The organism is Streptomyces sp. NPDC020681 (genome assembly GCF_044334895.1).
Lineage (GTDB): Bacteria > Actinomycetota > Actinomycetes > Streptomycetales > Streptomycetaceae > Streptomyces.
The window spans coordinates 204666-228094 of the sequence record NZ_JBIRTX010000007.1; the positions used below are offsets into that span (position 1 = coordinate 204666).

Annotated in this window: 19 protein-coding genes and 1 pseudogene; 3 read left to right on the forward strand and 17 right to left on the reverse strand. The window is 70.6% G+C overall.

Annotation, left to right across the window (positions count from 1 at the left end; all coding sequences use genetic code 11):
- Positions 1–29: 29 nt before the first annotated feature.
- The 6 genes from ACH4YL_RS19185 to ACH4YL_RS19210 form a co-directional block, all read right to left on the reverse strand.
- On the reverse strand, positions 30–104 hold the full coding sequence (locus tag ACH4YL_RS19185) for a 50S ribosomal protein bL37 (protein ID WP_100661309.1): 75 nt from the start codon (positions 102–104) through the stop codon (positions 30–32).
- Between the two features lie 94 nt (positions 105–198).
- Positions 199–1767, reverse strand: a complete 1569-nt coding sequence (locus ACH4YL_RS19190; RefSeq protein ID WP_398508550.1) for a PP2C family protein-serine/threonine phosphatase — start codon at positions 1765–1767, stop codon at positions 199–201.
- Between the two features lie 145 nt (positions 1768–1912).
- The gene (locus ACH4YL_RS19195) at positions 1913–3460 is read right to left on the reverse strand and encodes an MFS transporter (protein ID WP_398508551.1); all 1548 of its coding nucleotides are present in this window, start codon (positions 3458–3460) and stop codon (positions 1913–1915) included.
- Between the two features lie 86 nt (positions 3461–3546).
- Complete coding sequence (locus tag ACH4YL_RS19200) at positions 3547–4392, reverse strand: alpha/beta fold hydrolase (RefSeq protein ID WP_398508552.1); 846 nt, start codon at positions 4390–4392, stop codon at positions 3547–3549.
- Positions 4393–4467: 75 nt separating this feature from the next.
- Positions 4468–4866 carry a RidA family protein gene (locus ACH4YL_RS19205; protein ID WP_398508553.1) on the reverse strand — a complete coding sequence of 133 codons (399 nt, stop codon included), beginning with the start codon at positions 4864–4866 and terminating at the stop codon, positions 4468–4470.
- 22 nt (positions 4867–4888) lie between these two features.
- Positions 4889–5998 carry an acyl-CoA dehydrogenase family protein gene (locus ACH4YL_RS19210; protein WP_398508554.1) on the reverse strand — a complete coding sequence of 370 codons (1110 nt, stop codon included), beginning with the start codon at positions 5996–5998 and terminating at the stop codon, positions 4889–4891.
- Positions 5999–6129: 131 nt separating this feature from the next.
- Here ACH4YL_RS19210 and ACH4YL_RS19215 point away from each other — a divergent pair, with 131 nt between their 5' ends.
- Together ACH4YL_RS19215 and ACH4YL_RS19220 are read left to right on the forward strand one after the other, a co-directional pair.
- Positions 6130–7746 carry an AMP-binding protein gene (locus ACH4YL_RS19215; RefSeq protein WP_398508555.1) on the forward strand — a complete coding sequence of 539 codons (1617 nt, stop codon included), beginning with the start codon at positions 6130–6132 and terminating at the stop codon, positions 7744–7746.
- Positions 7747–7750: 4 nt separating this feature from the next.
- Positions 7751–8557: a PaaX family transcriptional regulator C-terminal domain-containing protein gene (locus ACH4YL_RS19220; RefSeq protein WP_398508556.1), complete on the forward strand. Its 807-nt coding sequence runs from the start codon at positions 7751–7753 to the stop codon at positions 8555–8557.
- A 13-nt stretch (positions 8558–8570) separates the two neighbouring features.
- Here the strand turns inward: ACH4YL_RS19220 and ACH4YL_RS19225 are convergent, their stop codons facing one another.
- A complete protein-coding gene (locus ACH4YL_RS19225) occupies positions 8571–10880 on the reverse strand; it encodes a bifunctional salicylyl-CoA 5-hydroxylase/oxidoreductase (protein WP_398508557.1) in 2310 nt (769 codons plus the stop codon).
- A 2-nt stretch (positions 10881–10882) separates the two neighbouring features.
- Positions 10883–11710, reverse strand: coding sequence for an enoyl-CoA hydratase family protein (locus ACH4YL_RS19230; RefSeq protein WP_398508558.1), 828 nt, complete (start codon positions 11708–11710; stop codon positions 10883–10885).
- A 285-nt stretch (positions 11711–11995) separates the two neighbouring features.
- Here ACH4YL_RS19230 and ACH4YL_RS19235 point away from each other — a divergent pair, with 285 nt between their 5' ends.
- Positions 11996–12415, forward strand: coding sequence for an ATP-binding protein (locus ACH4YL_RS19235; protein ID WP_398508559.1), 420 nt, complete (start codon positions 11996–11998; stop codon positions 12413–12415).
- 20 nt (positions 12416–12435) lie between these two features.
- Here the strand turns inward: ACH4YL_RS19235 and argF are convergent, their stop codons facing one another.
- The 9 genes and pseudogenes from argF to ACH4YL_RS19280 all read right to left on the reverse strand — a co-directional run bounded on the left by argF (position 12436) and on the right by ACH4YL_RS19280 (position 23375).
- A complete protein-coding gene (argF, locus tag ACH4YL_RS19240) occupies positions 12436–13440 on the reverse strand; it encodes an ornithine carbamoyltransferase (protein ID WP_398508560.1) in 1005 nt (334 codons plus the stop codon).
- Between the two features lie 116 nt (positions 13441–13556).
- Positions 13557–14789 carry an arginine deiminase gene (locus ACH4YL_RS19245; RefSeq protein WP_398508561.1) on the reverse strand — a complete coding sequence of 411 codons (1233 nt, stop codon included), beginning with the start codon at positions 14787–14789 and terminating at the stop codon, positions 13557–13559.
- A gap of 100 nt (positions 14790–14889) precedes the next feature.
- Complete coding sequence (locus ACH4YL_RS19250; RefSeq protein ID WP_398508562.1) at positions 14890–17454, reverse strand: polynucleotide kinase-phosphatase; 2565 nt, start codon at positions 17452–17454, stop codon at positions 14890–14892.
- On the reverse strand, positions 17451–19001 hold the full coding sequence (locus ACH4YL_RS19255; protein ID WP_398508563.1) for a 3' terminal RNA ribose 2'-O-methyltransferase Hen1: 1551 nt from the start codon (positions 18999–19001) through the stop codon (positions 17451–17453). Before ACH4YL_RS19255 ends, ACH4YL_RS19250 begins: the two co-directional genes overlap by 4 nt.
- Positions 19002–19021: 20 nt before the next feature.
- Positions 19022–19954, reverse strand: coding sequence for a homocysteine S-methyltransferase (gene mmuM / locus ACH4YL_RS19260; protein ID WP_398508564.1), 933 nt, complete (start codon positions 19952–19954; stop codon positions 19022–19024).
- Positions 19955–19959: 5 nt separating this feature from the next.
- Positions 19960–20883: an LLM class F420-dependent oxidoreductase gene (locus ACH4YL_RS19265; RefSeq protein ID WP_398508565.1), complete on the reverse strand. Its 924-nt coding sequence runs from the start codon at positions 20881–20883 to the stop codon at positions 19960–19962.
- A 255-nt stretch (positions 20884–21138) separates the two neighbouring features.
- Positions 21139–21651, reverse strand: a pseudogene (locus tag ACH4YL_RS19270) (DUF6099 family protein); the annotation flags it as partial.
- 204 nt (positions 21652–21855) lie between these two features.
- Positions 21856–22188, reverse strand: coding sequence for a nucleotide pyrophosphohydrolase (locus ACH4YL_RS19275; RefSeq protein WP_398508566.1), 333 nt, complete (start codon positions 22186–22188; stop codon positions 21856–21858).
- On the reverse strand, positions 22185–23375 hold the full coding sequence (locus ACH4YL_RS19280; RefSeq protein ID WP_398508567.1) for an AAA family ATPase: 1191 nt from the start codon (positions 23373–23375) through the stop codon (positions 22185–22187). The genes ACH4YL_RS19275 and ACH4YL_RS19280 overlap by 4 nt, the downstream gene beginning before the upstream one ends.
- Positions 23376–23429 lie beyond the last annotated feature (54 nt).

The window sequence follows — 23429 nt, forward strand, 5'->3', positions numbered from 1 at the left end:
TGTTCTCTCGGAGCTGTTTCTCGGGCTGTTCAGGCGTTGGGGCGCTTGCCGTGGTTGGCCTTCTTCTTCTTGCGCGCGCGGCGCTTGTTTCCTCGCTTCGCCATGGAGTGCATCTCCCTTATGAGACCTATTGGGGAATTTTGAGGCCTTTGTCAGTTTAGGTTCGCGACCCAGCGCTCGCACCCGTACCGGAGGCGCTCACTCCTCCCCCGGCGCCTCCTTGCCCCGGATCCGCACCGCCATCAGCGCCACGTCGTCCTCCGCATGCGCCGCGTCCAGTTCGTTCAGCACCGTCTCAACCAGGTCGTCCAGCGTGCCTCCCGGGTCCGGGCGGACCTGGGCCAGGCGGGCCAGGGATGCGTCGATGTCCTCGCCGCGGCGCTCCACCAGACCGTCCGTGAACATCAGCAGGGTGTCGCCGGGGTTCAGGGTGCGGGAGATGATGTCGTAGCCGCCGAGACCCGTGCCGAGCGGCGGGCCCACCGGGACGCGGACCAGCTCGGCCGCGCCCTCCCGGCTGAACACCGCGGGCGGCAGATGGCCCGCGCTGGAGAAGGCTGCGAGGTCGCGCGCGGGGTCCACACGGACCAGCAGGCAGGTGGCGGGACGGCGGAACGACGAGTCGGAGATGTCCTGGTCCAGGAGGCGGAGGACGCGGTGCGGCGGGAGGTCCGCGGCGGCGACGTCGCGGAGGGCCGAGCGGTAGCTGTTCATGTCGACCGCCGCGTCCACGCCGTGGCCCATCACATCGCCCATCACCAGCAGCGTCCGGCCGAAGTGCAGGCGTACGGTCTCGAACCAGTCGCCGCCGACCAACGTGCCCGCGCCGCTGGGGAGATAGCGCGTGGCCAGCTGGAGGTTGGGGTGCGGGCGGCCGGGGTCGGTCAGCAGCGCACGCTGGAGTTCGACGGCCGTCCGCTGGGCCTGGCCGAGCATGCGGGCGTGTTCGACGGCGACCGCGGCCCGGCGCGCCACCGCCTGGGCGATCAGCACGTCGCGGGCGCCGAAGCCGCCACGCGCCCGCGCGACGGACACCGCGCCCAGCACCCGGTCGTGGAGCGTGAGCGGGAGCGAGAGCCGCTGTTCGTCGAGGGCCGGGCGGCCGCGCAGTACGGCATCCGGCAGGTGCGTGGGGAGCAGTTCGCCGTGGCCGGCCACGGCGGCGCGCTCCACCGCGGGGCCCCCGAAGGCAGGCGGCTCCTCCGGCAGCAGGTCGATGGCCGCGGCGTCGGCCAGTTGGGAGTGGAGGAAGCTCACGACCTCCAGACAGGTCGTCTTCTCGTCGAGCGTCGTCCCGATCCGGTCGACCGCGTCCGAGATGTGGTGGCGTTCGGCATCCGTGAGGGTCTCCACCAGCAGCCCCACCAGGCCGATGACCTCTCCGTGGAGGGTGAGCCGCTGCCAGGTGCAGCGGCTGACCGGGGTCACATGCGTACGCGAGTTCCCGTCGGCGAGCACGGCCGCCAGGAGCGGCGCCGGGCCGACGCTCAGCTCGGCGCGGGAGCTGACAGTGCGGCCGTCGAGGCCCGCACGCGTCTCGCCCGACACCCGGCAGTAGACGGGATCCGCGTAGAGGTATTTCGTGTCGGTGCCGAGGACGGCGAGCCCCGCCGCGGAGGACGTTGCCTCCGCGGAATCCTCCGAGACGCCGCCCGATGCGCCCTGCGGAGGGTCGTCCTCAAGGGGTTCGTCCCGCGAGGCGGCGTCCCACGTGGCCGCGTCTCTCGAGAACGCGTCCGGATTTCCGTCAGGCGAGTCGGCACGCACACGATCACCTCCTCCCTCACGGGCGATGCCCCCAGTCTCGTGCGCCCCAGGGCTACGCGCATCACCTGTCCGCCGCCGCCTGCGGAGTCATGGTGATGCGCCGGCCCGCAGGCGGCGGCGCCGCGCGCGGAGGTCAAGGTGGACGTCAGGGCCCCGGGGTGACCCCGCCCTTGAGCCGCTCCAGGTCCGAGGGGCGGACCTGGATGGCGAAGAGCGCGATCACCGCCGCTATCACCGTGAAGATCGCGGCCACGATGAAGGCCGCCGAGACTCCGGAGGTGAGCACCTCGTCGGAGAAGGGTTTCGGGAGCTGGCCGGTTTGTTCGAAGCGCAGCTGCTCCGCCGGGGTCGCCTGGCTCATGAACTGGGAGATCTGGTCGTCGGCCTCGTTGCGGCTGGCCGTGCCGAAGACCGTGACCAGGATGGAGAGACCGAGCGAACCGCCCACCTGCTGGGTGACGTTGAGCATGCCGGACGCCGCGCCCGACTCGTGCGTGGGCACTCCGGAGACGGCCATCAGCGTCAGCGAGACGAAGTTCAGGCCCATGCCGAGGCTGAAGACGAGCATCGGGCCCAGGACGCTGCCCAGATAGGTGGAGTGGATGTCGGTCAGGGTCAGCCAGGACAGACCCACGGCGGCGAGGATCGAGCCGGTCACCATGAAGGGCTTCGGACCGTACTTCGGGAGCAGTTGGGAGGCGATGCCCGCGCCGACCGCGATGACCGCGCTCACCGGCAGGAAGGCGAGACCGGCCTCGAGCGGGCTGAAGTCCAGCACGTTCTGCACGAACAGCGTGAGGAAGAAGAACATGCCGAAGATCGCGGCGGCGAGACTCAGCATGATTCCGTACGTGCCTGCCCGGTTACGGTCGGCGAACATGTGCAGCGGCGTGATGGGCTGGCTGGAGCGCCGCTCGATCATGATGAACGTGCCGAGAAGTACGATCGCGGCGCAGAACGACGCAATCGTCCACGGATCGCGCCAGCCCTCCTGCGCGGCCCGGATGAAGCCATAGACCAGCGCCACCATGCCGAGGGTCGAGGTCAGCGCGCCGAGCAGATCGAAGTGTCCGGGATGGCGCTCGGACTCCTTGATATGGCGGGGAGTCGCCAGCACGATCAGCAGCGCGATCGGCACATTGACGAAGAACACCCAGCGCCAGTCGAGCCACTCGACAAGGATGCCGCCCATGAGCAGGCCGATCGCGCCGCCGCCCGCGGAGACGGCGGCGAAGACGCCGAACGCCCGGTTGCGGGCCGGGCCTTCGGTGAATGTGGTGGCGATCAGCGCGAGCGACGTCGGAGACGCGATGGCGCCGCCGACGCCCTGCAGGGCACGGGCGGCGAGCAGTTGGCCGGAGTTCTGGGAGAGTCCGCCGAGCAGCGACGCGAGCGCGAAGAGCAGTACGCCGAAGATGAAGACCCGGCGGCGGCCGAGGATGTCACCGGCGCGGCCACCGAGGAGCAACAGCCCGCCGAAGGTGAGCGTATAGGCGTTGATCACCCAGGACAGGCTCGTGGTGGAGAAGTCCAGCGAGCTCTGGATGTCCGGAAGTGCGATGTTCACGATGGTGATGTCGAGGACCACCATCAGCTGACACGAGGCGATGACGAGAAGGGCGATGCCATTGCCACCGCCCTTCTTCTTCGGGGCGGTGCTCTGGGACGTGGGTGTCGGCTGCGGGCTCGTCATGGCGCATCGTGCCCTCACGGGAGGGTCGGTAGACGGTTCCGTCCACTAGTCGACGGTAAACCCGGTCCTCACGGGCCACCAGTCGATCAAGATCCCCCGCCTGAGGGCTCCGTGACAAAGGCGCGAAGCGCCGCGGACAGCTGCTCAGGCTGGTCCTCGGCAATGAGCGTGCGGCTGTCCTCGATCTCCAGCAGCCGTCCCTGGGGCAGCAGTTCGGCCAGCCGCCGGCCGTGCTCGCGCGGCATCATCAAGTCTTCCGTCGCCCAGATCACCAGCGCGGGCCGGTCGAACTTCCGCAGCCCGTCAACCGCCTCGAGCAGTTCGGTCTTCCGTACGGCCACGGCGTAGCGCCGGAAGTCGGCCCTGATCGCCTTGTCCGTGAGCAGCGGGCGCAGCCAGGCGTCGGCGATCTCGGGCGGCACCAGGCGCTTGGTGAGCGCGCCGAGGCCGATCGGCAGCCGCCGCAGCGACTTCAGCGCCAGGATCCGCACCATCAGCGCGATGCCGCCCGGCACTTTGCAGACGAACGCGATCATCTTGCCGGGAGCGCCCGGCGGGTAGTTGTCGAAGGCCTCGCAGGAGATGAGGACCAGCCGCGCGAGCCGCTCGGGATGGCGGCCCGCGACGGTCTGGGCACGGCCGCAGTCGCTCTCGACGAGGGTCACGTCGCGCAGCTCCAGGCGGTCCAGGAACTCGGCGATCAGCTCGTTGACGGAGTCGGGGGTGAGAGGGACGTCGGGGCGCATCGGCGTGCGGTGCGCGCCGTACGGGAGGGTCGGCGCGATGCAGCGGTGGTCCCGGGAGAGGTCGGCGACGACCTTGCGCCAGACCGTCGCGTCGTGGACCAGTCCGTGCAGCAGGACGACGACGGGGCCGGGGCCGCCGGTGTCCTCGTACGCGATCGTCCCCGCGCTCAGCTCGATCTCGGGCATGGCCGCTCCCCTCGGTCAGGTCATAACGATGTTATGCCGGAGGGGAACGGTCCGCCAGTAGGTCACGCTGCTGCGTCACGGCAGTACGGCCACTCCGTCGAGCTCCACCAGCGCCTCCTCGTCCCACAGCCGTACCGCGCCGATCACCGCCATCGCCGGATAGTCGCGGCCCGCCAACCGCCGCCAGATCCGGCCCAGTTCGGGCGCGTTGGCGCGGTAGTCCGCGACATCGGTGGCATAGACGGTGACACGCGCCAGGTCCTGCGGGGCTCCGCCGGCGGCCGCGAGCGCGGTGAGAAGATTCGCCAGCGCCGTCTCGAACTGCTCCGGCAGCGTCCGGCCCACCACCTTGCCGCCCATGTCCAGCGCGGTCTGCCCGGCGAGGAACACGATGCGCGTGCCCGTGGCCGTGACGGCGTGCGAGAAGCCGGTCGGCGGCGAGAGCTCGGCAGGATTGTGCCGGTGCAGGCTCATGCGGACCGCTCCTTCGAGAAGCTCATGCGTACAGCTCCTTGGCGATGATCGAACGCTGGACCTCGGTCGCGCCCTCGTAGATCCGCGGGGCGCGCACCTCACGGTAGAGATGTTCCAGCAGATGACCGCGCTGGAGCGCGCGGGCCCCGTGCAGTTGCACCGCGGCGTCCACGACGTACTGCGCGGTCTCCGTCGCCAGCAGCTTCGCCATCGCGGACCGTTTCGGCACGTCGGCCGCGCCCTCGTCGTACGCCGCGGCCGCCGCGTAGACCAGAAGGCGGGCCGCCTCGGTGCGGGTGGCCATCTCGGCGACCTGGTGGGCGACGGCCTGGAGGTCCTTGAGGGGCCCGCCGAAGGCGGTGCGGCCGGCCGTGTGGGCGATCGTCGCGTCCAGTGCGGCCTGTGCCATGCCGACCGCGAAGGCGCCGACGCTCGGCCGGAAGAGGTTCAGCGTGTTCATCGCGACGCGGAAGCCGCGGTCCGGCTCACCGAGGACGTCCTCCCTGGTCACGGGCGTGCCGTCGAAGGTCAGCGCGCCGATGGGATGCGGCGAGAGCATCTCCAGTGCGGTGCCGGTCAGCCCCGCGCGGTCGGCCGGCACGAGGAAGGCGGTGACGCCGCGGGCGCCCGCACCCTCGGTCGTACGGGCGAAGACGGTGTAGAAGTCGGCCTCGGGCGCGTTGGAGATCCACCGCTTCTCGCCGCTGAGCCGCCAGCCTCCCTGGTCCGGCACGGCTCTGAGGGCCAGCGCCGCCGCGTCCGATCCGGCGTCGGGCTCGCTCAGCGCGAAGGCGGCGACGGCCCGGCCCGCGACGACCTCGGGAAGCCAGCGGTCGCGCTGGGCCGCGGTGCCGGACTGGGCGACGGGGTAGCTGCCGAGGCCTTGCAGCGCGAGCGCGGTCTCGGCCTCCGTGCAGCCGTGGGCGAGCGATTCGCGCAGCAGACAGAGCTCCAGCGCTCCGGCCTCGAACAGCCGCTCCAGCAGGCCGAGTTCGCCGAGGGCCGCGATCAGTGGGCGGTTGACGCGTCCCGGCTCCGCCTTCTCCGCGAGAGGCCGCAGCGTCTCGGCGGCCAGCGTGCGCAGCTGCGCACACCGGGCGGTTTGTGCCGGATCGAGCGAAAATACGGACATTCGTGCCCCCACTTCGGCTGGCCGGGGGTCCGGGGGTGCCCCCGGGAAAAGCACGGTATCGCGCACCGTTGACTGTCGTCACCTTCACGATACGCTCGATTCGCGACCCCACCACGAGAAGGGGGCGAACAATGGCGCTGTCACCCTCGGCCCACCTCGACACTTTCGCGCGCGACCATCTCCCGCCCGCCGGGCAATGGCCGGAACTCCTCTTCGAGCTGCCCGCGCTCGACTATCCGCAGCGGCTCAACTGCGGAGCCGAGCTGCTGGACCGTACGATCGAGCGCTTCGGCGCGGACCGGCCCGTCTTCCGCACCGGCGGCGGCGAGATCTGGACGTACGCGGAACTGCGCGAACAGGTCGACCGAATAGCCCACACCCTCACCTCCGAGCTGGGGATCGTCCCCGGCAACCGCGTCCTGCTGCGCGGCCCCACCACGCCCTGGCTCGCTGCCTGCTGGCTGGCGGTGCTGAAGGCCGGAGCGGTGGCGGTCACCGTGCTGGCCCAGCAGCGGGCCAGGGAACTGGCGACCGTGTGCGAGATCGCGGCCGTCAGCCATGCGCTGTGCGACATCCGCTCGCTCGACGATCTGGCGAAGGCCGAGGTGCCGGGGCTGCGCATCACGTCGTACGGCGGCGACTCCCCCGACGATCTGCTGCGGCTGGCCGCGTCCCGGGCCTCGGAGCCGTACCCGGCCGTTGAGACCGCGGCCGACGATGTAGCGCTGATCGCCTTCACCTCCGGCACGACCGGCCGGCCGAAGGGGTGCATGCACTTCCACCGGGACGTGCTGGCCGTCGCGGACACCTTCTCCGCGCAGGTGCTGCGGCCGGAGCCGGACGACGTCTTCGCGGGCAGCCCGCCGCTCGGCTTCACCTTCGGGCTCGGCGGTCTGGTGATCTTCCCGATGCGGGCGGGCGCCTCGGCGCTGCTGCTCGAACAGGCGGGTCCGACACAGCTGTTGCCCGCGATCGCCGCGCACCGGGTGTCCGTCCTGTTCACGGCGCCGACCGCGTACCGCGTGATGCTGGACAACCTCGGCACGCACGACATCGGCTCGCTGCGCAGATGTGTGTCGGCCGGCGAGAATCTGCCGGCCGCGACCTGGCAGGACTGGCTGGAACGCACGGGTCTGCGCATCATCAACGGCATAGGCGCGACCGAGCTGCTGCACATCTTCATCTCCGCCGCCGACGAGGCGATCAGGCCGGGGACCACCGGTGTGCCGGTGCCGGGGTGGCAGGCGCGCGTGGTGGATCGTTCCGGCACTCCTGTGGCGGACGGCGAGCCGGGCCTGCTGGCCGTGCGCGGCCCGGTCGGCTGCCGCTATCTGGCCGACCCGCGCCAGCTGGAGTACGTGCACGACGGCTGGAATCTCACCGGTGACACGTATGTGCGTGAGCCGGACGGCTACTTCCGCTATGTCGCCCGCGCCGACGACATGATCATCTCGGCCGGGTACAACATCGCGGGACCCGAGGTGGAGGAGGCGCTGCTGCACCACCCGGATGTGACGGAAGTGGCGGTCGTCGGCCATGAGGACGCGCTCCGCGGCCAGATCGTGGTGGCGTATGTCGTTCTGCGCAAAGGCGTGCCGGACGGCACCGACACCGCGGACGCGCTCACAGAGTCGGTCAAACAGCGACTGACTCCGTACAAATGCCCGCGCGAGATCGTCTTCCTCGACGCGCTCCCGCGCACCGCGACCGGCAAGCTGCAGCGCTTCCGCCTGAGGGCCCTAAAGTGATCACGTGGCTGAGCAGCACACCCCTCGTTCCTTGATCGTCACCTTCTACGGCGCGTACGGACGCGAACGGCCGGGGCCCGTCCCCGTGTCCGAACTCATCCGTCTGCTGGCGGTACTCGGCGTCGACGCGCCGTCCGTGCGCTCCTCGGTCTCCCGCCTCAAACGCCGGGGCCTGCTGGTTCCCGCCCGCACCGACGACGGCTCGGCCGGCTACGCCCTGTCCGACGACGCCCGACAGCTCCTCGACGACGGCGACCGGCGCATCTACGACCGGGGCTCGCCGCTGCTGTCCGACGGCTGGGTGCTCGCCGTCTTCTCGGTGCCCGAGGCCGAACGGCACAAGCGCCATCTGCTGCGCTCGCGGCTGGGACGGCTCGGCTTCGGCTCGGCCGCGCCCGGAGTGTGGATCGCGCCGGCGCGGCTGCACGAGGAGACCCGGCACACGCTCCGCCGCCTTCAACTCGACCCGTATGTCGAACTGTTCCGCGGCGAGCACCTCGGCTTCGCGGCGACGGAGGAGGCGGTGGCGCGCTGGTGGGACCTCGGCGCGATCGCCAAGGAGCACGATGAGTTCCTCGATGTGCACGAGCCGGTGCTCAGGGCCTGGTCGGCGGGGCACACGGGGACTCCGGAGGACGCGTACCGGGACTATCTGCTGGCGCTGGACTCCTGGCGGCGGCTGCCGTACGTGGATCCCGGACTGCCGGCCGAGCTGCTGCCTGAGGGCTGGCCGGGCGGACGGTCGGCGGAGGTCTTCGCGCGGCTGCACGAGCTGCTGAGGGACGCGGGCGCGGCGTTCGTGCAGTCGTAAGGGCGCGCCGTGGTCAGCGCAGGGTGAGCCGGGGTTTCGGCGCGTCCGTGCGGCCGGTGGGAGGCCTGCGGCTACCCGCCCGGTACGGCTCCGGCCAGACCGCGCCCTCTCCCGCGTACTCCTGCTCGGCCGCCGCGTGCAGCGTCCAGTGCGGGTCGTACAGATGCGGCCTGGCCAGCGCGCAGAGATCGGCGCGGCCCGCCAGCAGCAGCGAGTTGACGTCGTCCCAGGAGGAGATCGCGCCGACCGCGACGACCGGAATGCCGATGGTGTTGCGGATCCGGTCGGCGTACGGAGTCTGGTACGAGCGGCCGTACTCCGGCTGTTCGTCCGCGACGACCTGGCCGGTGGAGACGTCGATCGCGTCGGCGCCGTGGGCGGCGAAGGCGCGGGCGATCTCCACGGCGTCGTCCGCCGTGTTGCCGCCCTGCGCCCAGTCGGTGGCGGAGATGCGCACGGTCATGGGCCGGTCGTCGGGCCAGATGCCGCGCATGGTGTCGAAGACCTCGAGCGGGAAGCGGAGCCGGTTCTCGAGCGAGCCTCCGTAGGCGTCGGTGCGCCGGTTGGTGAGCGGTGAGAGGAAGCCGGAGAGGAGATAGCCGTGGGCGCAGTGGAGTTCGAGCAGGTCGAATCCGCTGCGGGCGGCGCGCCAGGTCGCGGCGGCGAACTGCTCGCGGATCTCGGCGAGTCCGGTGCTGTCCAGCGCCTGCGGGACCTGGTTGACGCCCGGTTTGTACGGGAGCGGTGAGGCCGCGACGAGCGGCCAGTTGCCGTCCGGGAGCGGTTCGTCGATGCCTTCCCACATCAGCCGGGTGGAGCCCTTGCGGCCGGAGTGGCCGAGCTGCACTCCGATGGCGGTGCCGGGCGACTGGGAGTGCACGAAGTCGGTGATACGGCTCCAGGCTGCGGCCTGCTGCGGGGTGTAGAGGCCGGTGCAGCCGGGGGTGATCCTGCCTTCCGCGCTCACGCAGACCATCTCGGTCATCACCAGCCCGGCGCCGCCGAGCGCCCGCGCGCCGAGGTGGACGAGGTGGAAGTCGCCGGGAACGCCGTCCACGGCGGAGTACATGTCCATCGGCGAGACGACGACGCGGTTGCGCAGTTCGAGACCGCGCAGCCGGAAGGGGGTGAACATCGGCGGTGTGCCGGGCCGGCAGCCGAAGTCGTGTTCGACGGCGTCCGTGAACGCGCGGTCGCGCAGCCGCAGATTGTCGTGGGTGACCCGGCGGCTGCGGGTGAGCAGATTGAAGGCGAACTGGCGCGGCGGCTGGTCGAGAACGTTCGCGAGCTCCTCGAACCAGCGCAGACTGGCCGCGGCCGCCCGCTGGGTCGACTCGACGACCGGGCGGCGCTCGCTCTCGTATGCGGCGAGCGCGCTCTGAAGCGTCGGCTGTTCGTCGATGCAGGCGGCGAGCGCGAGTGCGTCCTCGACGGCGAGCTTGGTGCCGGAGCCGATGGAGAAGTGGGCGGTGTGGGCGGCGTCGCCGAGGAGCACCGTATTGCCGTGGGACCAGCGGTCGTTGACGACGGTGCGGAAGGCGATCCAGGTGGAGTTGTTGCCGCTGAGCGGGTGGCCGTCGAGGGCGTCGGCGAAGATCTTCGCGCACCGGTCGATGGACTCCTGCTCGTCGCAGTCGTCGAACCCGGCGGCCTGCCAGACCTCTTCGCGCATCTCGACGATCACGGTGCTCGCGTCGGACGAGAAGGGGTAGCCGTGGAGCTGCATCACGCCGTGTTCGGTCTCCGCGATCTCGAACCGGAAGGCGTCGAAGGCGAAGTCGGCGGCGAGCCAGATGTAGCGGCAGCGGTGCGTGGTGATGTGCGGCGCGAACGCGTCGGCGTGCGCCTCGCGGGTGAGGCTGTTCACGCCGTCGGCGGCGATGACCAGATCGTGGGTGGCGGCGAGTTCGGCGGCGGGCGGGGCGGGCGAGCGGAAACGGAGCCGTACGCCGAGGTCGGTGCAGCGCTCGTGGAGTATCTCGAGGAGCCGGCGGCGGCCGAGCGCGGCGAAACCGTGGCCGCCGGATGTGAGGGTGTGGCCGCGGTGGACGATGTCGATGTCGTCCCAGCGTACGAACTCGTCCTGGAGCGCCCGGTAGATGACGGGGTCGGCGTGCTCGATGCCGCCGAGAGTCTCGTCGGAGAGGACGACGCCGAAGCCGAAGGTGTCGTCGGCAGCGTTGCGCTCCCAGACGGTGATCTCGCGGGCGGGGTCGAGCCGCTTGAGCAGGGCGGCGGCGTACAGCCCGCCGGGTCCGCCGCCGATGACGGCGACGCGGAGGCTGCTGCCGGGGGGACCTGCGGGACCGGGGCGCGGGGACATCGTCAGCGTCCCTGCCACTTCGGCTCGCGCTTCTCCGTGAACGCGGCGTGGAACTCCGCGTAGTCCTCGCCCGTCATCAGCAGCGCCTGCGTCGAGGCGTCCAGCTCGACCGATGCCGCGAGTGGCATGTCGAGTTCGGCCGTGAGCAGCGCCTTGGTCTGTGCGTACGCCAGCGCCGGGCCGTCGGCGAGGCGGCGGGCCAGCTCGGCGGCCCGGGCGTCCGCCCGGCCTTCGTCCGTCAGCTCGCTGATCAGGCCGATCCGTTCGGCCTCGGGCGCGCGGACCGGCTCTCCGAGCATCAGCAGCCGGGTCGCATGGCCCAGGCCGACGACCCTCGGCAGCAGATACGCCGCGCCCATGTCGCCGCCCGAGAGCCCCACCTTGGTGAACAGGAACGCGAATCGGGCGGTCGGATCCGCGACCCGGAAGTCCGCGGCGAGCGCGAGCACCGCACCGGCGCCGGCCGCGACGCCGTGCACGGCCGCGATCACCGGGAAGGGGCATTCGCGCAGAGCCCGTACGACCTGGCCGGTCATCCGGTTGAAGTCGACGAGCTGAGCCGTGTCCATGGACAGCGTCGCGCCGATGATCTCGTCGACATCGCCGCCGGAGCAGAAGCCGCGTCCTTCGCCGCCGAGCACCAGCGCCCGGACGGACCGCTCGCGCGCCAGCTCGGCGAGGAGATCGCGCAGGTCGGCGTATGCGCCGAAGGTGAGCGCGTTCAGTTTCTCCGGGCGGGCGAGTGTGACGGTCGCGACCCCGTCGTCCACGGTCAGCCGCAGATGACGCCAGTTCTCGGTGCGCTGCGCGGAGCTGAGAAAGGGGCTCATCGGGTGTGGCCTCCTCTGGCGAGTGGTCTGCCGCCTCCCTCCGAAGCTATCACCCTTACGTGACTGCCGTCACGAGTGCGCGATACGCCAACCGGTGCCGGTCCGGTACACGGCAATGGTCCTGCCACGGTTGTGGCACAGGTCCCACCCAGTGGGGTACCCGGCCCCTTGTTAGGCGTCTCTCGCTCCATAAGGTTGAAAGCAGGACGTCACACCACGAACGAATACCGCCTGATCCCGTAAAAATCGGGCAGAAACCGTACCGACCGCCGAAATGGACCCGCCGTGCTCGAAGCTTCCGGACCCGCCTCCTGGCGCATCGCGCTGCCGCACACCGCGGCCGCGGTGCCCATCGCGCGCGCCCTGATCCGTACGGCGCTGGCGGACATCGAGGCGGCGGCGGACAGCGACACCGCGGAGCTGCTCACCGCGGAACTGGTCGCCAACGCGGTGGAGCACACCCACCGCGAGTCACCCATAGAACTCGTGGTCGAGCTGCTGCCCACGGGCTGCCAGGTCGAGGTCCATGACGGCGACCCGGCACCGCCGGGCGATCTGCACCGTCCCGCCGCGGGCTCGCGGCCCGACCCCTGGCAGGAGGACGGCCGCGGCCTGCTGCTGATCCGCGCGTTGAGCTCGGACTGCGGTCACCGCCAGACCGCCGCGGGCAAGGCGGTCTGGTTCACCCTCCCGTCGCGCAGCTGACGGCCCCGGACCGTCACACCTCAGGGTGCCGCGAGCGTGGCGACCAGGACCGCCTTGATCGTGTGCATCCGGTTCTCCGCCTCGTCGAAGACGACCGAGTGGTCCGACTCGAAGACCTCGTCAGTGACTTCGAGCTCGGTCAGACCGTGCCGCTCGTGGATCTCACGGCCGACCTTGGTGCCCAGGTCGTGGAAGGCCGGGAGGCAGTGCAGGAACTTCACGTTCGCATTGCCCGTGGCACGCAGGACGTCCATCGTCACGGCGTACGGACCGAGCAGCGCAATCCGCTCGTCCCACACCTCCTTCGGCTCCCCCATCGACACCCATACATCGGTGGCGACGAAGTCCGTACCGCGCACGCCGTCGGCGACGTCCTCGGTGAGAGCGACGCGCGCCCCGGACACCTCGGCCAGCCGCCGCGCCAGCGCCACGATCGTGTCGTCGGGCCACAGCAGGCGGGGCGCGACGATCCGTACGTCCATGCCCAGCAGCGCGCCCGTGACCAGGTACGAGTTGCCCATGTTGTAGCGGGCGTCGCCGAGATAGGCGTACGCGACCTGGTCCAGCGGCTTGTCGGTGTGCTCGGTCATCGTCAGCACGTCGGCGAGCATCTGGGTCGGGTGCCACTCGTCGGTGAGCCCGTTGTAGACCGGAACCCCGGCGTGCACGGCGAGCTCCTCCACCACGCCCTGACCGTGGCCCCGGTACTCGATGCCGTCGAACATCCGGCCCAGCACGCGCGCGGTGTCCTTCACCGACTCCTTGTGCCCTATCTGCGAGCCGGCCGGATCGAGGTAGGTCGTCGAGGCCCCCTGGTCGGCGGCCGCGACCTCGAAGGCGCAGCGGGTGCGGGTGGAGGTCTTCTCGAAGATCAGCGCGATGCTCTTGCCCCGCAGCCGCTGGACCTCCTCACCGGCCTGCTTCGCCGCCTTGAGCTCGGCGGCCAGCTCGATCAGGCCGCGGAACTCCTCGGCGGTGAAGTCCAGCTCCTTGAGGAAATGGCGGCCTGCGAGATGTATCGCCATGGGGGCTGCTCCTGGGTCGCGACTGCGGTGACCGTGGAAGTGTATACGACGCTCTGCATTGCTATACAGGGGCTGTTCGGGGGCCGCGAGAGGGCTGTGCGGGGGCCCCGAGGTGGCTAGACGGCGTCACGTTCGACCGGACAGCTCATGCAACGGGGTCCTCCCCGGCCCCGTCCCAGCTCGCTGCCTGGGATCTCTATCACCTCGATGCCCTGCTTGCGCAGATGCGTGTTGGTGGTGACATTGCGCTCGTACGCGACGACGACGCCCGGCTCGACCGCAAGGACGTTGCAGCCGTCGTCCCACTGCTCGCGCTCCGCGGAGTGCACGTCCTGGGTCGCGGTCAGCACCCGGATCTCCTTCAGGCCGAGCGCGGCGGCGATCGCGCTGTGCATCTGCTCCGGCGGATGGTCGCTCACCTTCAGCGCCTGCGAGCCCTCGGCCGGTTCGATGGTGTACGAGCGGAGCATGCCGAGCCCCGCGTACTGGGTGAAGATGTCCCGGTCGACCATCGTCATCACCGTGTCGAGATGCATGAAGGCCCGCCGCTTGGGCATGTCCAGCGCCACGATGGTGCGCGCCGATCCGGCCGCGAACATCCCGCGGGCCAGCATCTCCACGGCCTGCGGAGTGGTGCGCTCGCTCATCCCGATCAGCACGGCGCCATTGCCGATGACCAGCACGTCGCCGCCCTCGATGGTGGACGGGTAGTCGTCCTGCCCCTCCGACCAGTGGTGGAAATCGCCCGCCAGCGGACCGGTGAACAGCGGATGGTGTTTGTAGATCGCCTCGAAGTGCACGGTCTCGCGCTGCCTGGCCGGCCAGCGCATCGCGTTGATCGAGACTCCGTCGTAGATCCAGGCGGAGGTGTCGCGGGTGAAGAGATGGTTGGGCAGCGGGCCGAGCAGGAAGTCATCCAGGTCCATCACATGGAAACGGACGGACGTCGGCTCGGGATGACCGGCGAGGAACTCCCGCTTGGTCATCCCGCCGACCAGCGCCTCGACCAGAGCGGCGGTGGGCAGCTCGTCGAACGCGGTCCGGAGGTGGTCGGCGGCGAGCGGACCGTACTCCTTCTCGTCGAAGACCCGGTCGAGGACGAGCTTTCTGGCCTCCGGAATCTCCAGCGACTCGCGCAGGAGATCACCGAAGAGATGCACCTCCACCCCGCGGTCGCGCAACACGTCCGCGAACCCGTCGTGCTCCGCGCGGGCGCGGCGCACCCACAGGAGATCGTCGAAGAGCAGCGCGTCCTTGTTGGTGGGGGTGAGACGCTTCAGCTCGAGATCGGGCCGGTGCAGTATGACCCGGCGCAGCCGCCCGGTCTCGGAGTCGACATGGAATCCCATGCCCCCATCCTCACCGCGCGGCGCGCCGTTCACCCGGCGAACGATCCACTTCTTTTCCAGGAGTCCCCGGCCGTGTGGCCGATCCTCTCTCAGCTGCGGCTCACAGCCGGGGGTCGACCGGCTCCGACTCCAGCGCGAGGACCGCGAAGACCGCCTCGTGCACCCGCCACAGCGGCTCACCCTCGGCAAGCCGGTCCAGCGCCTCGAGCCCCAGCGCGTACTCGCGCAGCGCCAGCGACCGCTTGTGGTTGAGGAAGCGGTTGCGCAGCCGCTCCAGGTTCTCCGGACGCGTGTACTCCGGGCCGTAGATGATCCGCAGGTACTCGCGGCCGCGGACCTTGATGCCCGGCTGCACCAGCCGGCCCTTGCCGTCGCGCGCCAGCGCCTGGAGCGGCTTGACGACCATGCCTTCGCCGCCCCTGCCGGTCATCTCCAGCCACCAGTCGGCCCCGGCCGCGACCGAGTCCTCGTCCGCGGTCTCGACGACCAGCCGCCGGGTGACCTGGAGGAGGCCGGTGGGGTCGTGCTCCACCAGCCGGTCCAGCCACGCCAGTTGCTCGTCGTGCGGTACGGCCGCCAGCGACCGGCCCTGCACGGCGAGGATCTGGAACGGCGCGAGACGCACTCCGTCCAGGCCCTGGGTCGTCCAGCAGTAGCGCCGGTACGCCTCGGTGAACGCCGCCGCGTCGGCGGCCCTTTCGCGCTGGACGGCGAGCAGTCCGTCGACCTCGACCCCGCGCGCGACGGCCGCCTCGAGCGCCGCCGTGGCACCCGGGAAGACCGCAGCGGACGCCGCGCCGACCGCCGCGTACTGCGAACGGAGCAGCCCGGACGCCTTGAGCGACCACGGCATCAGCTCGGCGTCCAGCAGCAGCCAGTCCGTGTCCAGTTCCTGCCAGAGATCCGCCGCGGTGACGGCCGTACGCAGCCGGTCCAGGATCTCCTCCGTCACGGCGGCGTCGTCGAAGAAGGGCCGTCCGGTACGGGTGTGCAGCGCTCCGGTCGGTCCGTCCACTCCGAACCGCTCACGTGCGGCCTCGGCGTCACGGCACACCAGGGCGACCGCGCGCGAGCCCATGTGCTTCTCCTCGCAGACGACCTTGGCGACGCCGTCCGCGCGGTACTGGGCGAACGCCTCGGCCGGGTGCTCCAGGAAGCCTTCCGCACGCGACGTCGCGGTCGGCGACATCGTCGGCGGCAGATAGGTGAGCAGCCGGGGGTCGATCGCGAACCGGCTCATGACCTCCAGCGCCGCGGCCGCGTTCTCCTCGCGCACGCCGATGCGCGCCATGTGCCGCGTCTCCACGACCCGCCGTCCCTGCACATCGGCCAGGTCCAGCGGCCGGCCTTCGCGGGCGCCGGGCGCCTCCGTGCTGAGCGGGCGGACAGGCTCGTACCAGACCTTCTCGGCCGGTACGTCGACCAGCTCGCGCTCGGGCCAGCGCAGCGCGGTCATCTTGCCGCCGAAGACGGCTCCGGTGTCCAGGCAGATGGTGTTGTTGATCCATGAGGTGTTGGGCACAGGTGTGTGGCCGTAGACCACAGCGGCCCGTCCCCGGTAGTCCTCCGCCCACGGGTAACGCACGGGCAGCCCGAACTCGTCGGTCTCGCCCGTGGTGTCCCCGTACAGCGCGTGCGAGCGCACCCGGCCGGATGTGCGGCCGTGGTACTTCTCGGGCAGCCCGGCGTGGCAGACCACCAGCTTGCCCTCGTCGAGGACGTAGTGGCTGACGAGTCCGTCGATGAACTCCCGCACCTGCTCGCGGAAGGCGTCGTCCTCCTTGTCCAGCTGCTCGATGGTCTCGGCGAGTCCATGGGTGTGCTGCACGTTCCGGCCCTTGAGGTAGCGGCCGAGCTTGTTCTCGTGGTTTCCGGGCACGCACAGGGCGGTGCCTGAGGCGACCATTGACATGACGCGGCGCAGTACGCCGGGGCTGTCCGGTCCCCGGTCGACCAGGTCACCGACGAACACGGCCGTACGGCCCTCGGGGTGTGCGCCGTCCACATAGCCGAGCTGGGCGAGCAGGGTCTCCAGCTCGGAACTGCAGCCATGGATGTCGCCGATGATGTCGAACGGCCCCGTCAGATGCGTGAGGTCGTTGTAGCGGCGCTCCAGGACGACTTCGGCGGCCTCGACCTCCTCCGCGCTGCGCAGGATGTGGACCTTGCGGAAGCCCTCGCGCTCGAGGCCGCGCAGCGAGCGGCGCAGTTCGCGCCGGTGGCGCTGGATGACATGGCGCGGCATCCCGGCCCGGTCCGGCCGCTCGGCATTGCGCTCCGCGCACACCTCTTCGGGCAGGTCGAGGACGATCGCGATCGGCAGCACGTCGTACTGGCGCGCCAACTGCACCAGCTGCTTCCGGCTCTCCGACTGCACACTCGTGGCGTCGACGACAGTGAGCCGGCCGGCCGCGAGCCGCTTGCCCGCGATGTAGTGCAGTACGTCGAAGGCGTCGCCGCTCGCGCTCTGGTCGTTCTCGTCGTCGGCGACGAGCCCGCGGCAGAAGTCGGAGGAGATGACCTCGGTCGGCTTGAAGTGCTTGCGGGCGAAGGTGGACTTGCCGGATCCGGTCGCGCCGATGAGGACGACGAGGGACAGGTCGGTCACCGGCAGCTTGCGGGCGTTGTTGCTGGTGCCGGCGGTGCTTGTCTCAGGACTGGTCATGCGGCCTTCGCCTCCTTCTCGGTCTCGGTGTTGCGGGTCTCGGGCTTGTGGGCCTCGGGCTTGTCGGTACCGCGCTTGGCCTTCCCGGGCTTGTCTGCTCCGGGCTTGTCGGTCCTGGTGAACACGGCCATCTGCGTCGGCGGACCGACCTCGGGGTCGTCGGGCCCGACGGCCACGAACTCCACGCCGTAGCCGTCCCGTTCGGCGACGGCCCCCGCCCAGCTGCGGAACTCCTCGCGCGTCCACTCGAAGCGGTGGTCGCCGTGACGCACATGTCCGGCGGGCAGCGTCTCCCAGCGCACGTTGTACTCGACGTTCGGCGTCGTCACGATCACCGTCTGTGGCCTGGCCGAGCCGAACACCGCGTACTCGAGTGCGGGCAGCCGCGGCAGGTCGAGATGCTCGATGACCTCGCTCAGCACGGCCGCGTCATAGCCGGTCAACCGCTTGTCGGTGTAGGTGAGCGAACCCTGCATCAGCTTGATCCGCTCCGCCTGCCGCTCGCCCATCCGGTCCAGCTTCAGCCGGCGTCCGGCGATGGCCAGCGCCCGTACGGACACGTCGACCCCGACGATCTCGGTGAAGCGCACGTCCTTGAGCAACGCCTGCACCAACTGGCCCTGCCCACAGCCCAGGTCGAGCACCCGGATCGCGCCGGCCGCGCGCAGCGCCGCCAGGATCGCGTCCCGCCGCTGCTCGGCGAGCGGCACCGGCTTCTCCTCGGTGTCGGTCGTCTCGTCCACGGCGTTGTCGACGTCCTCGATCACCAGGTCGTCGGCCTCGGCCAGCCGTACCAGCTCGAGCCGCTCCATCGCCTGCCGGGTCAGACCCCAGCGGCGGGACAGATAGCGGCTGGTGATCAGCTTCTGCTCCGGGTGCTCGGCCAGCCAGCCCTCGCCCGCCCGCAGCAGCTTGTCCACCTCGTCCGGCGCGACCCAGTAGTGCTTGGCGTCGTCGAGGACCGGCAGCAGGACGTACAGCTGCCGCAGCGCGTCGGCGAGCCGCAGCTCTCCTTCCAGCACCAGCCGCACATAGCGCGAGTCGCCCCACTCCGGGAACTGCTCGTCCAGCGCCACCGGCTCCGCCTCGACCGTCGCCCAGCCGAGCGGCCCGAACAGCTTCTGGACCAGCTCGGCGCCGCCGCGGGCGGGCATCGCCGGAACCTCGATGCGCAGCGGCAGCGGGGCCTCGGCGCGCTCGGGCAGAGCGGCGCACACTCCGCGCAGGGCGCTCTTGAACACGGTGCTCAGCGCCACCGCCAACAGCGAGGACGCGGCATACGGCCGGTCGTTGACGTACTGCGCGAGCGCCGAATCGGGCGCGCCGCCGCGGCCCTTGCCCTTGCCTCGCCGCACCAGTGCCACCGGATCCACCTCCAGCAGCAGCGCGGCGGTGCACCGCTCGGCGGACGCTTCGGGGTAGAAGACATGCGCCGTGCCGTGCGAGGTGGAGAACGTCTGCGCCTTGTCGGGATGCTTGTGCAGCAGAAAACCGAGGTCGGTGGCGGGACGTCCGAGGTCGCCGGTCGTACTGATCGTCAAGAACACGCGTCCGAGTATGGTCGCATTCACCCGCTCCGACCAGGGAATTCCTGCCGACCGCCGCCGGCAAGGGCCGCGAGCTCCGCGATCCGGTCCGGGCCCACCCGGCAGCAGCCGCCGACCAGCCGGGCACCCGAGGCCAGCCAGTCGCCGACCCTGGCCGGGTCATACGTGGCCCCGCCCAGCCATCTCCTCCCTTCCGAGTCCCACCGCTCTCCGCTGTTCGGATAGACCACCACCGGCTTTCCGGTCACCGCGGCGGCGAGCTCCACCGCGCGGTCCGCGTCCGCCGGCTCGCAGCAGTTCACCCCGACGGCGATCACCTGGTCACTGCCCACGGCCGGCTCGAAGGCGGCGGCCAGCTCCTGACCGGCCCGGGTGCGCTCGCCGGCGATGCTGTACGAGAGCCACACCGGAACCCCGCATCCGTCGACCGCGCGCAGCAACGCCTCCGCCTCGTCCATGTCCGGCACCGTCTCCAGCGCCAGCACATCGGGGCCCGCCGCCGCCAGAGCCTCGACCCTGGGCCGGTGGAAACGCTCCAGCTCCCGCACCGACAGCCCGTACCGGCCCCGGTACTCACTGCCGTCCGCGAGCATCGCGCCGTACGGCCCCACCGAGGCCGCCACCCACACCTCGCTCGCCGTCATCTCGCCTGCTGCGCGCGCCAGTTCAACGCTGCGCGCGAGCAGCCTCGCGGCCTCTTCCTGTCCGACTCCTCTCCGCGCGAACCCCTCGAATGTGGCCTGGTAACTGGAGGTGATGAGCACCTGCGCGCCCGCCCGTACATAGGCCGCGTGCGCTGCCTCGATCTGCCGCGGATCGTCGGCGAGCAGGCGCGCCGACCACAGCTCGTCGGACAGGTCGCAGCCCTGCGCCTCCAGCTGGTTGGAGAGCCCGCCGTCGAGGACGACGAGCCCTTCGGCGAGAGCGGCGGCGAGCGTACGGGCGGGCTGCACGGGGATCAGCTCAGCTGGGACTGGACCTGGGAGGAGATCAGTTCCAGATGGTCGAGGTCGTCCAGGTCCAGGAGCTGGAGATAGATCCGGGACGCCCCGGCGGCGCCGTATCGGCCGATCTTGTCGACCACTTCGTCGGGCGAGCCGGCCAGCCCGTTCGCCTTCAGCTCGTCCACATCCCGTCCGATGGCGGCGGCGCGGCGCGCCACCTCCATGTCGTCCTTGCCCACGCACACGACCAGCGCATTCGAGTACACGAGGTCGTCCGCACCGCGCCCGGCGGCCTTCGCGGCGTCCCGGACCCGACCGAACTGCCGCTCAGTGTCCTCGACAGAGGCGAACGGAATGTTGAACTCGTCGGCATACTGCGCGGCGAGCCGCGGCGTGCGGGTCGCGCCGTGTCCGCCGATCAGCACCGGCACCTTTCCCCGGGCGGGCTTCGGCAGCGCCGGCGAGTCGGACAGCTCGTAGTACGCGCCGTCGAAGGAGAACGTCTTGCCGGGCTCGGTGGACCACAGCCCGGTGACGATCGCCAGTTGCTCCTCCAGCCGCGCGAACTTCTCCTTGGGGAACGGGATGCCGTACGCCTTGTGCTCCTGCTCGAACCATCCGGCGCCAAGCCCCAGCTCGATCCTGCCGCCCGACATCTGGTCGACCTGTGCGACCTGGATGGCGAGCACGCCCGGCAGCCGGAAGGTGCCGGCGGTCATCAGCGTGCCGAGACGGATACGCCGGGTCTCGCGCGCAAGACCGGCCAGTGTGATCCAGGCGTCGGTCGGCCCGGGCAGCCCGTCGGCGCTGCCCATGGCCAGATAGTGGTCGGAACGGAAAAAGGCGTCGAAGCCCAGGTCCTCGGTGGCCTTGGCAACGGTCAGCAGGGTGTCGTAGCTCGCCCCTTGCTGGGGCTCGGTGAAGATTCGAAGATCCATGATTCCATCCTGCACCTTCGAACGGCCGTCAACCCGCGACCGTGCCCACCGTGCCCCGTGCGTGGGCGCCGATCACGATGAACCCGCCGCCGAGTCCACCGTGTCGACCGCATCAGCCACGTCCGGCACCCTCTTGCCGCCCGCCGATCCGGCCGGCGTCGGGACAGGACCAGCCCTTTCCCGGATCGCGGTGGGAGGTTCGGCCTTTCCCCTGATCGCGGTGGGAGGTTCGGCCCTTTCCCGGATCGCTTCCTGAGGTAAAGCTCTCTCCCGGAGAGCCGCCGGAGGACCGGCCCTCTCGCGGAAGGCATCAGGAGGCCGGTCCGCCTCCCGCGCCGCGAGCCGGCGCAGCATGCCGCGCACCCTGTCGTTCGACTCGTCGGCCGCGTCTATCGCCTCGATGCACTGCCAGTACAAACCCTCCTCATCCGTGGCACACGCCACTCCGACCAGCGCGATGCCCACATCGCCCAGCAGCACGCCGAGCGCGGTCAACGTCACGCGCGCGTCCGCCACTTCGGACAGCTGCGCGGCTCTGACGCCGCAGCTGCGCACCGCGGGATGATCCAGCGCTCCGTTCCCTCGTCCGCCGATCTCGCTGAGCCCTCGTGCCTCGCCTCTCAGCTCCGGCGGTCCGTGTGCCGCAAGGCGACTTCCGATCGCCTGCGCGAGGGCCTGGGCCTGCCAGGCCTCCGCCACGATGTCCGGTACTTCCTGGCTCTGCGCCAAGGCGTGCCGGCTGATGCTGATGAGTCGCTCCGCTTCCATGTACGCCGCCCCCGTTCGTACGACTACTGCCCACTCAGTTCATTACCCAGAGTGAATGCGCTTGAGCCCGAACGCCAGAGGAATTCGGAAATCTGTGGACAGCAAGGCCGTTGTGGATAACTTGATGACTCCATAGAGTGACGATGCCACGATGAGCGACGTACCGGACCCACTGATTCCGGCCAACAACCGTTGCACCCGCGGTCACTTCGGCGGAAAACGGATCTCGTTCCGGTCGATCTTGTCGGAGAGGGCCGCCAGCGCGTCGATCCCGAGCACCTCGCAGAACTGCAGCAGATACGCCAGCACGTCCGCGACCTCGTCCCGCACCCGGTGGGCGGACCCTTCCTCCTCCATCACCCGCGCCGACTGCTCCGGCGTCAACCACTGGAAGATCTCCACCAGTTCGGACGCCTCGACGCTCAGCGCCACCGCCAGATTCTTGGGTGTGTGGTACGGCTCCCAGTCGCGCTCGGCCGCAAATTCGGCCAGTCTGCGCTGCAGGCCCGCCACATCCAGTCCGTCTTGTCTCGTCACGGCACCAGATCTACCACCGTCACGCCGTCCAGCCCGCGCGCGAACGAGGCGTCGGCGACCGCCCCGACCAGCCGGACATGGCCGCGCGCGGACATCTCGGCGGCCAGCGACACCAGTTCGCGGGCCTGCCGCGGGTCGAGACAGCGGTCGAAGCCGTCCGCGAGGACGGTCAGCGACTGATACGCCGCCGGAACCTCGGCCACCTGTTCCATGGCGAGCACGCCGGGCCCGGTCAGCAGCACCAGCGCGAGCGCCAGATACCTCAACTCGCCCTCGCCGAGCCGCCCCACGGGAGTCGCGCCGCGCCTGCCGCCGCGGGCCAGCAGCGCCCGTACAGTTCCGTCGGCCAGCTCTTCGACCGCCAGGTCCGCCACCTCCCCCGCACACCCCACCCGCGCCGCCGCGGCCAGCCGGGCATGCCGCTTGGCGCACTGGCTCCGGGTGCGGTGCAGCACCTCGGCGAGGTTGCCGCAGCTCCTGTGCAGCCGCCCCTCCCCCGTGGCCACCGGCTTGCGCATCACCTGCGGCTGGGGATCGCAGGCGAACACCGACCGCAGTGCCACCACGACCTGCTCGGCTGCGGCGAGAACCAGTAACTGGCCCTCCGTCTTGCCCGCCACGCGCAGCGGCAGCAGCGCCGTACCGAGCAGATCGTCCGGAAGCGGTGCGCGCGTCACCGGCACGGAGCCGGCGGTGTGCCAGGCGGCCTGCACCGAGGACCGTCCCGGATCGCGCAGCGCGGTGCTCAGCAGCGTCTGCCCGGCACAGGTCAACCGTTCGCCGACGATGCGCAGTTCGGGCTCGGCCTGCACGGCGAGATCGAGCCGTACGGGACCGACCGGGCCGCCGACCGTGCAGCCGATGCGGAATCCGCGCCGACCCTGTCCGTCGGCCGCCGCCCACTCCGGCACGCAGCCGGCGGGATCAGGGAAGGCGGTCGCGAGATCGTCGCCGGCGCCCAGCCGCGCCAGCGCTTCGTACGCCTGCAGGACGCTCGACTTGCCGCTGCCGCTCGTACCCGCGAAGAGCGTCAGCGGGCCGACCGGAAAGGCCGCTCCCCGGTGCGTCCTGAAGGCGGAGAGCCGTAGTTCTGTGACCGCGGGTCGCGCTCCGTCAATTGCGTTGACCAGGGCATTCGCGCCGTCGAACGGTGTGTTCACGGCTTTGAGCAAGGTGTGTGCTTCCATGATCCGGACCGTATGCAGCGCGCGACACGCCGAACCGTTCCGTCTCGATGACCT

Bases quoted from the DNA above. Each gene is read 5' to 3' on its own strand.
- ACH4YL_RS19245 (WP_398508561.1), bottom strand. From the start codon at position 14,789: ATGGGATTCCATGTCGACTCCGAGACCGGGCGGCTGCGCCGGGTCATA.
- ACH4YL_RS19250 (WP_398508562.1), bottom strand. From the start codon at position 17,454: ATGACCAGTCCTGAGACAAGCACCGCCGGCACCAGCAACAACGCCCGC.
- ACH4YL_RS19210 (WP_398508554.1), bottom strand. From the start codon at position 5,998: ATGTCCGTATTTTCGCTCGATCCGGCACAAACCGCCCGGTGTGCGCAG.
- ACH4YL_RS19225 (WP_398508557.1), bottom strand. From the start codon at position 10,880: ATGTCCCCGCGCCCCGGTCCCGCAGGTCCCCCCGGCAGCAGCCTCCGC.
- ACH4YL_RS19200 (WP_398508552.1), bottom strand. From the start codon at position 4,392: ATGCCCGAGATCGAGCTGAGCGCGGGGACGATCGCGTACGAGGACACC.
- ACH4YL_RS19195 (WP_398508551.1), bottom strand. From the start codon at position 3,460: ATGACGAGCCCGCAGCCGACACCCACGTCCCAGAGCACCGCCCCGAAG.
- ACH4YL_RS19280 (WP_398508567.1), bottom strand. From the start codon at position 23,375: ATGGAAGCACACACCTTGCTCAAAGCCGTGAACACACCGTTCGACGGC.
- ACH4YL_RS19205 (WP_398508553.1), bottom strand. From the start codon at position 4,866: ATGAGCCTGCACCGGCACAATCCTGCCGAGCTCTCGCCGCCGACCGGC.
- ACH4YL_RS19215 (WP_398508555.1), top strand. From the start codon at position 6,130: ATGGCGCTGTCACCCTCGGCCCACCTCGACACTTTCGCGCGCGACCAT.
- argF (WP_398508560.1), bottom strand. From the start codon at position 13,440: ATGGCGATACATCTCGCAGGCCGCCATTTCCTCAAGGAGCTGGACTTC.
- ACH4YL_RS19265 (WP_398508565.1), bottom strand. From the start codon at position 20,883: ATGGATCTTCGAATCTTCACCGAGCCCCAGCAAGGGGCGAGCTACGAC.
- ACH4YL_RS19230 (WP_398508558.1), bottom strand. From the start codon at position 11,710: ATGAGCCCCTTTCTCAGCTCCGCGCAGCGCACCGAGAACTGGCGTCAT.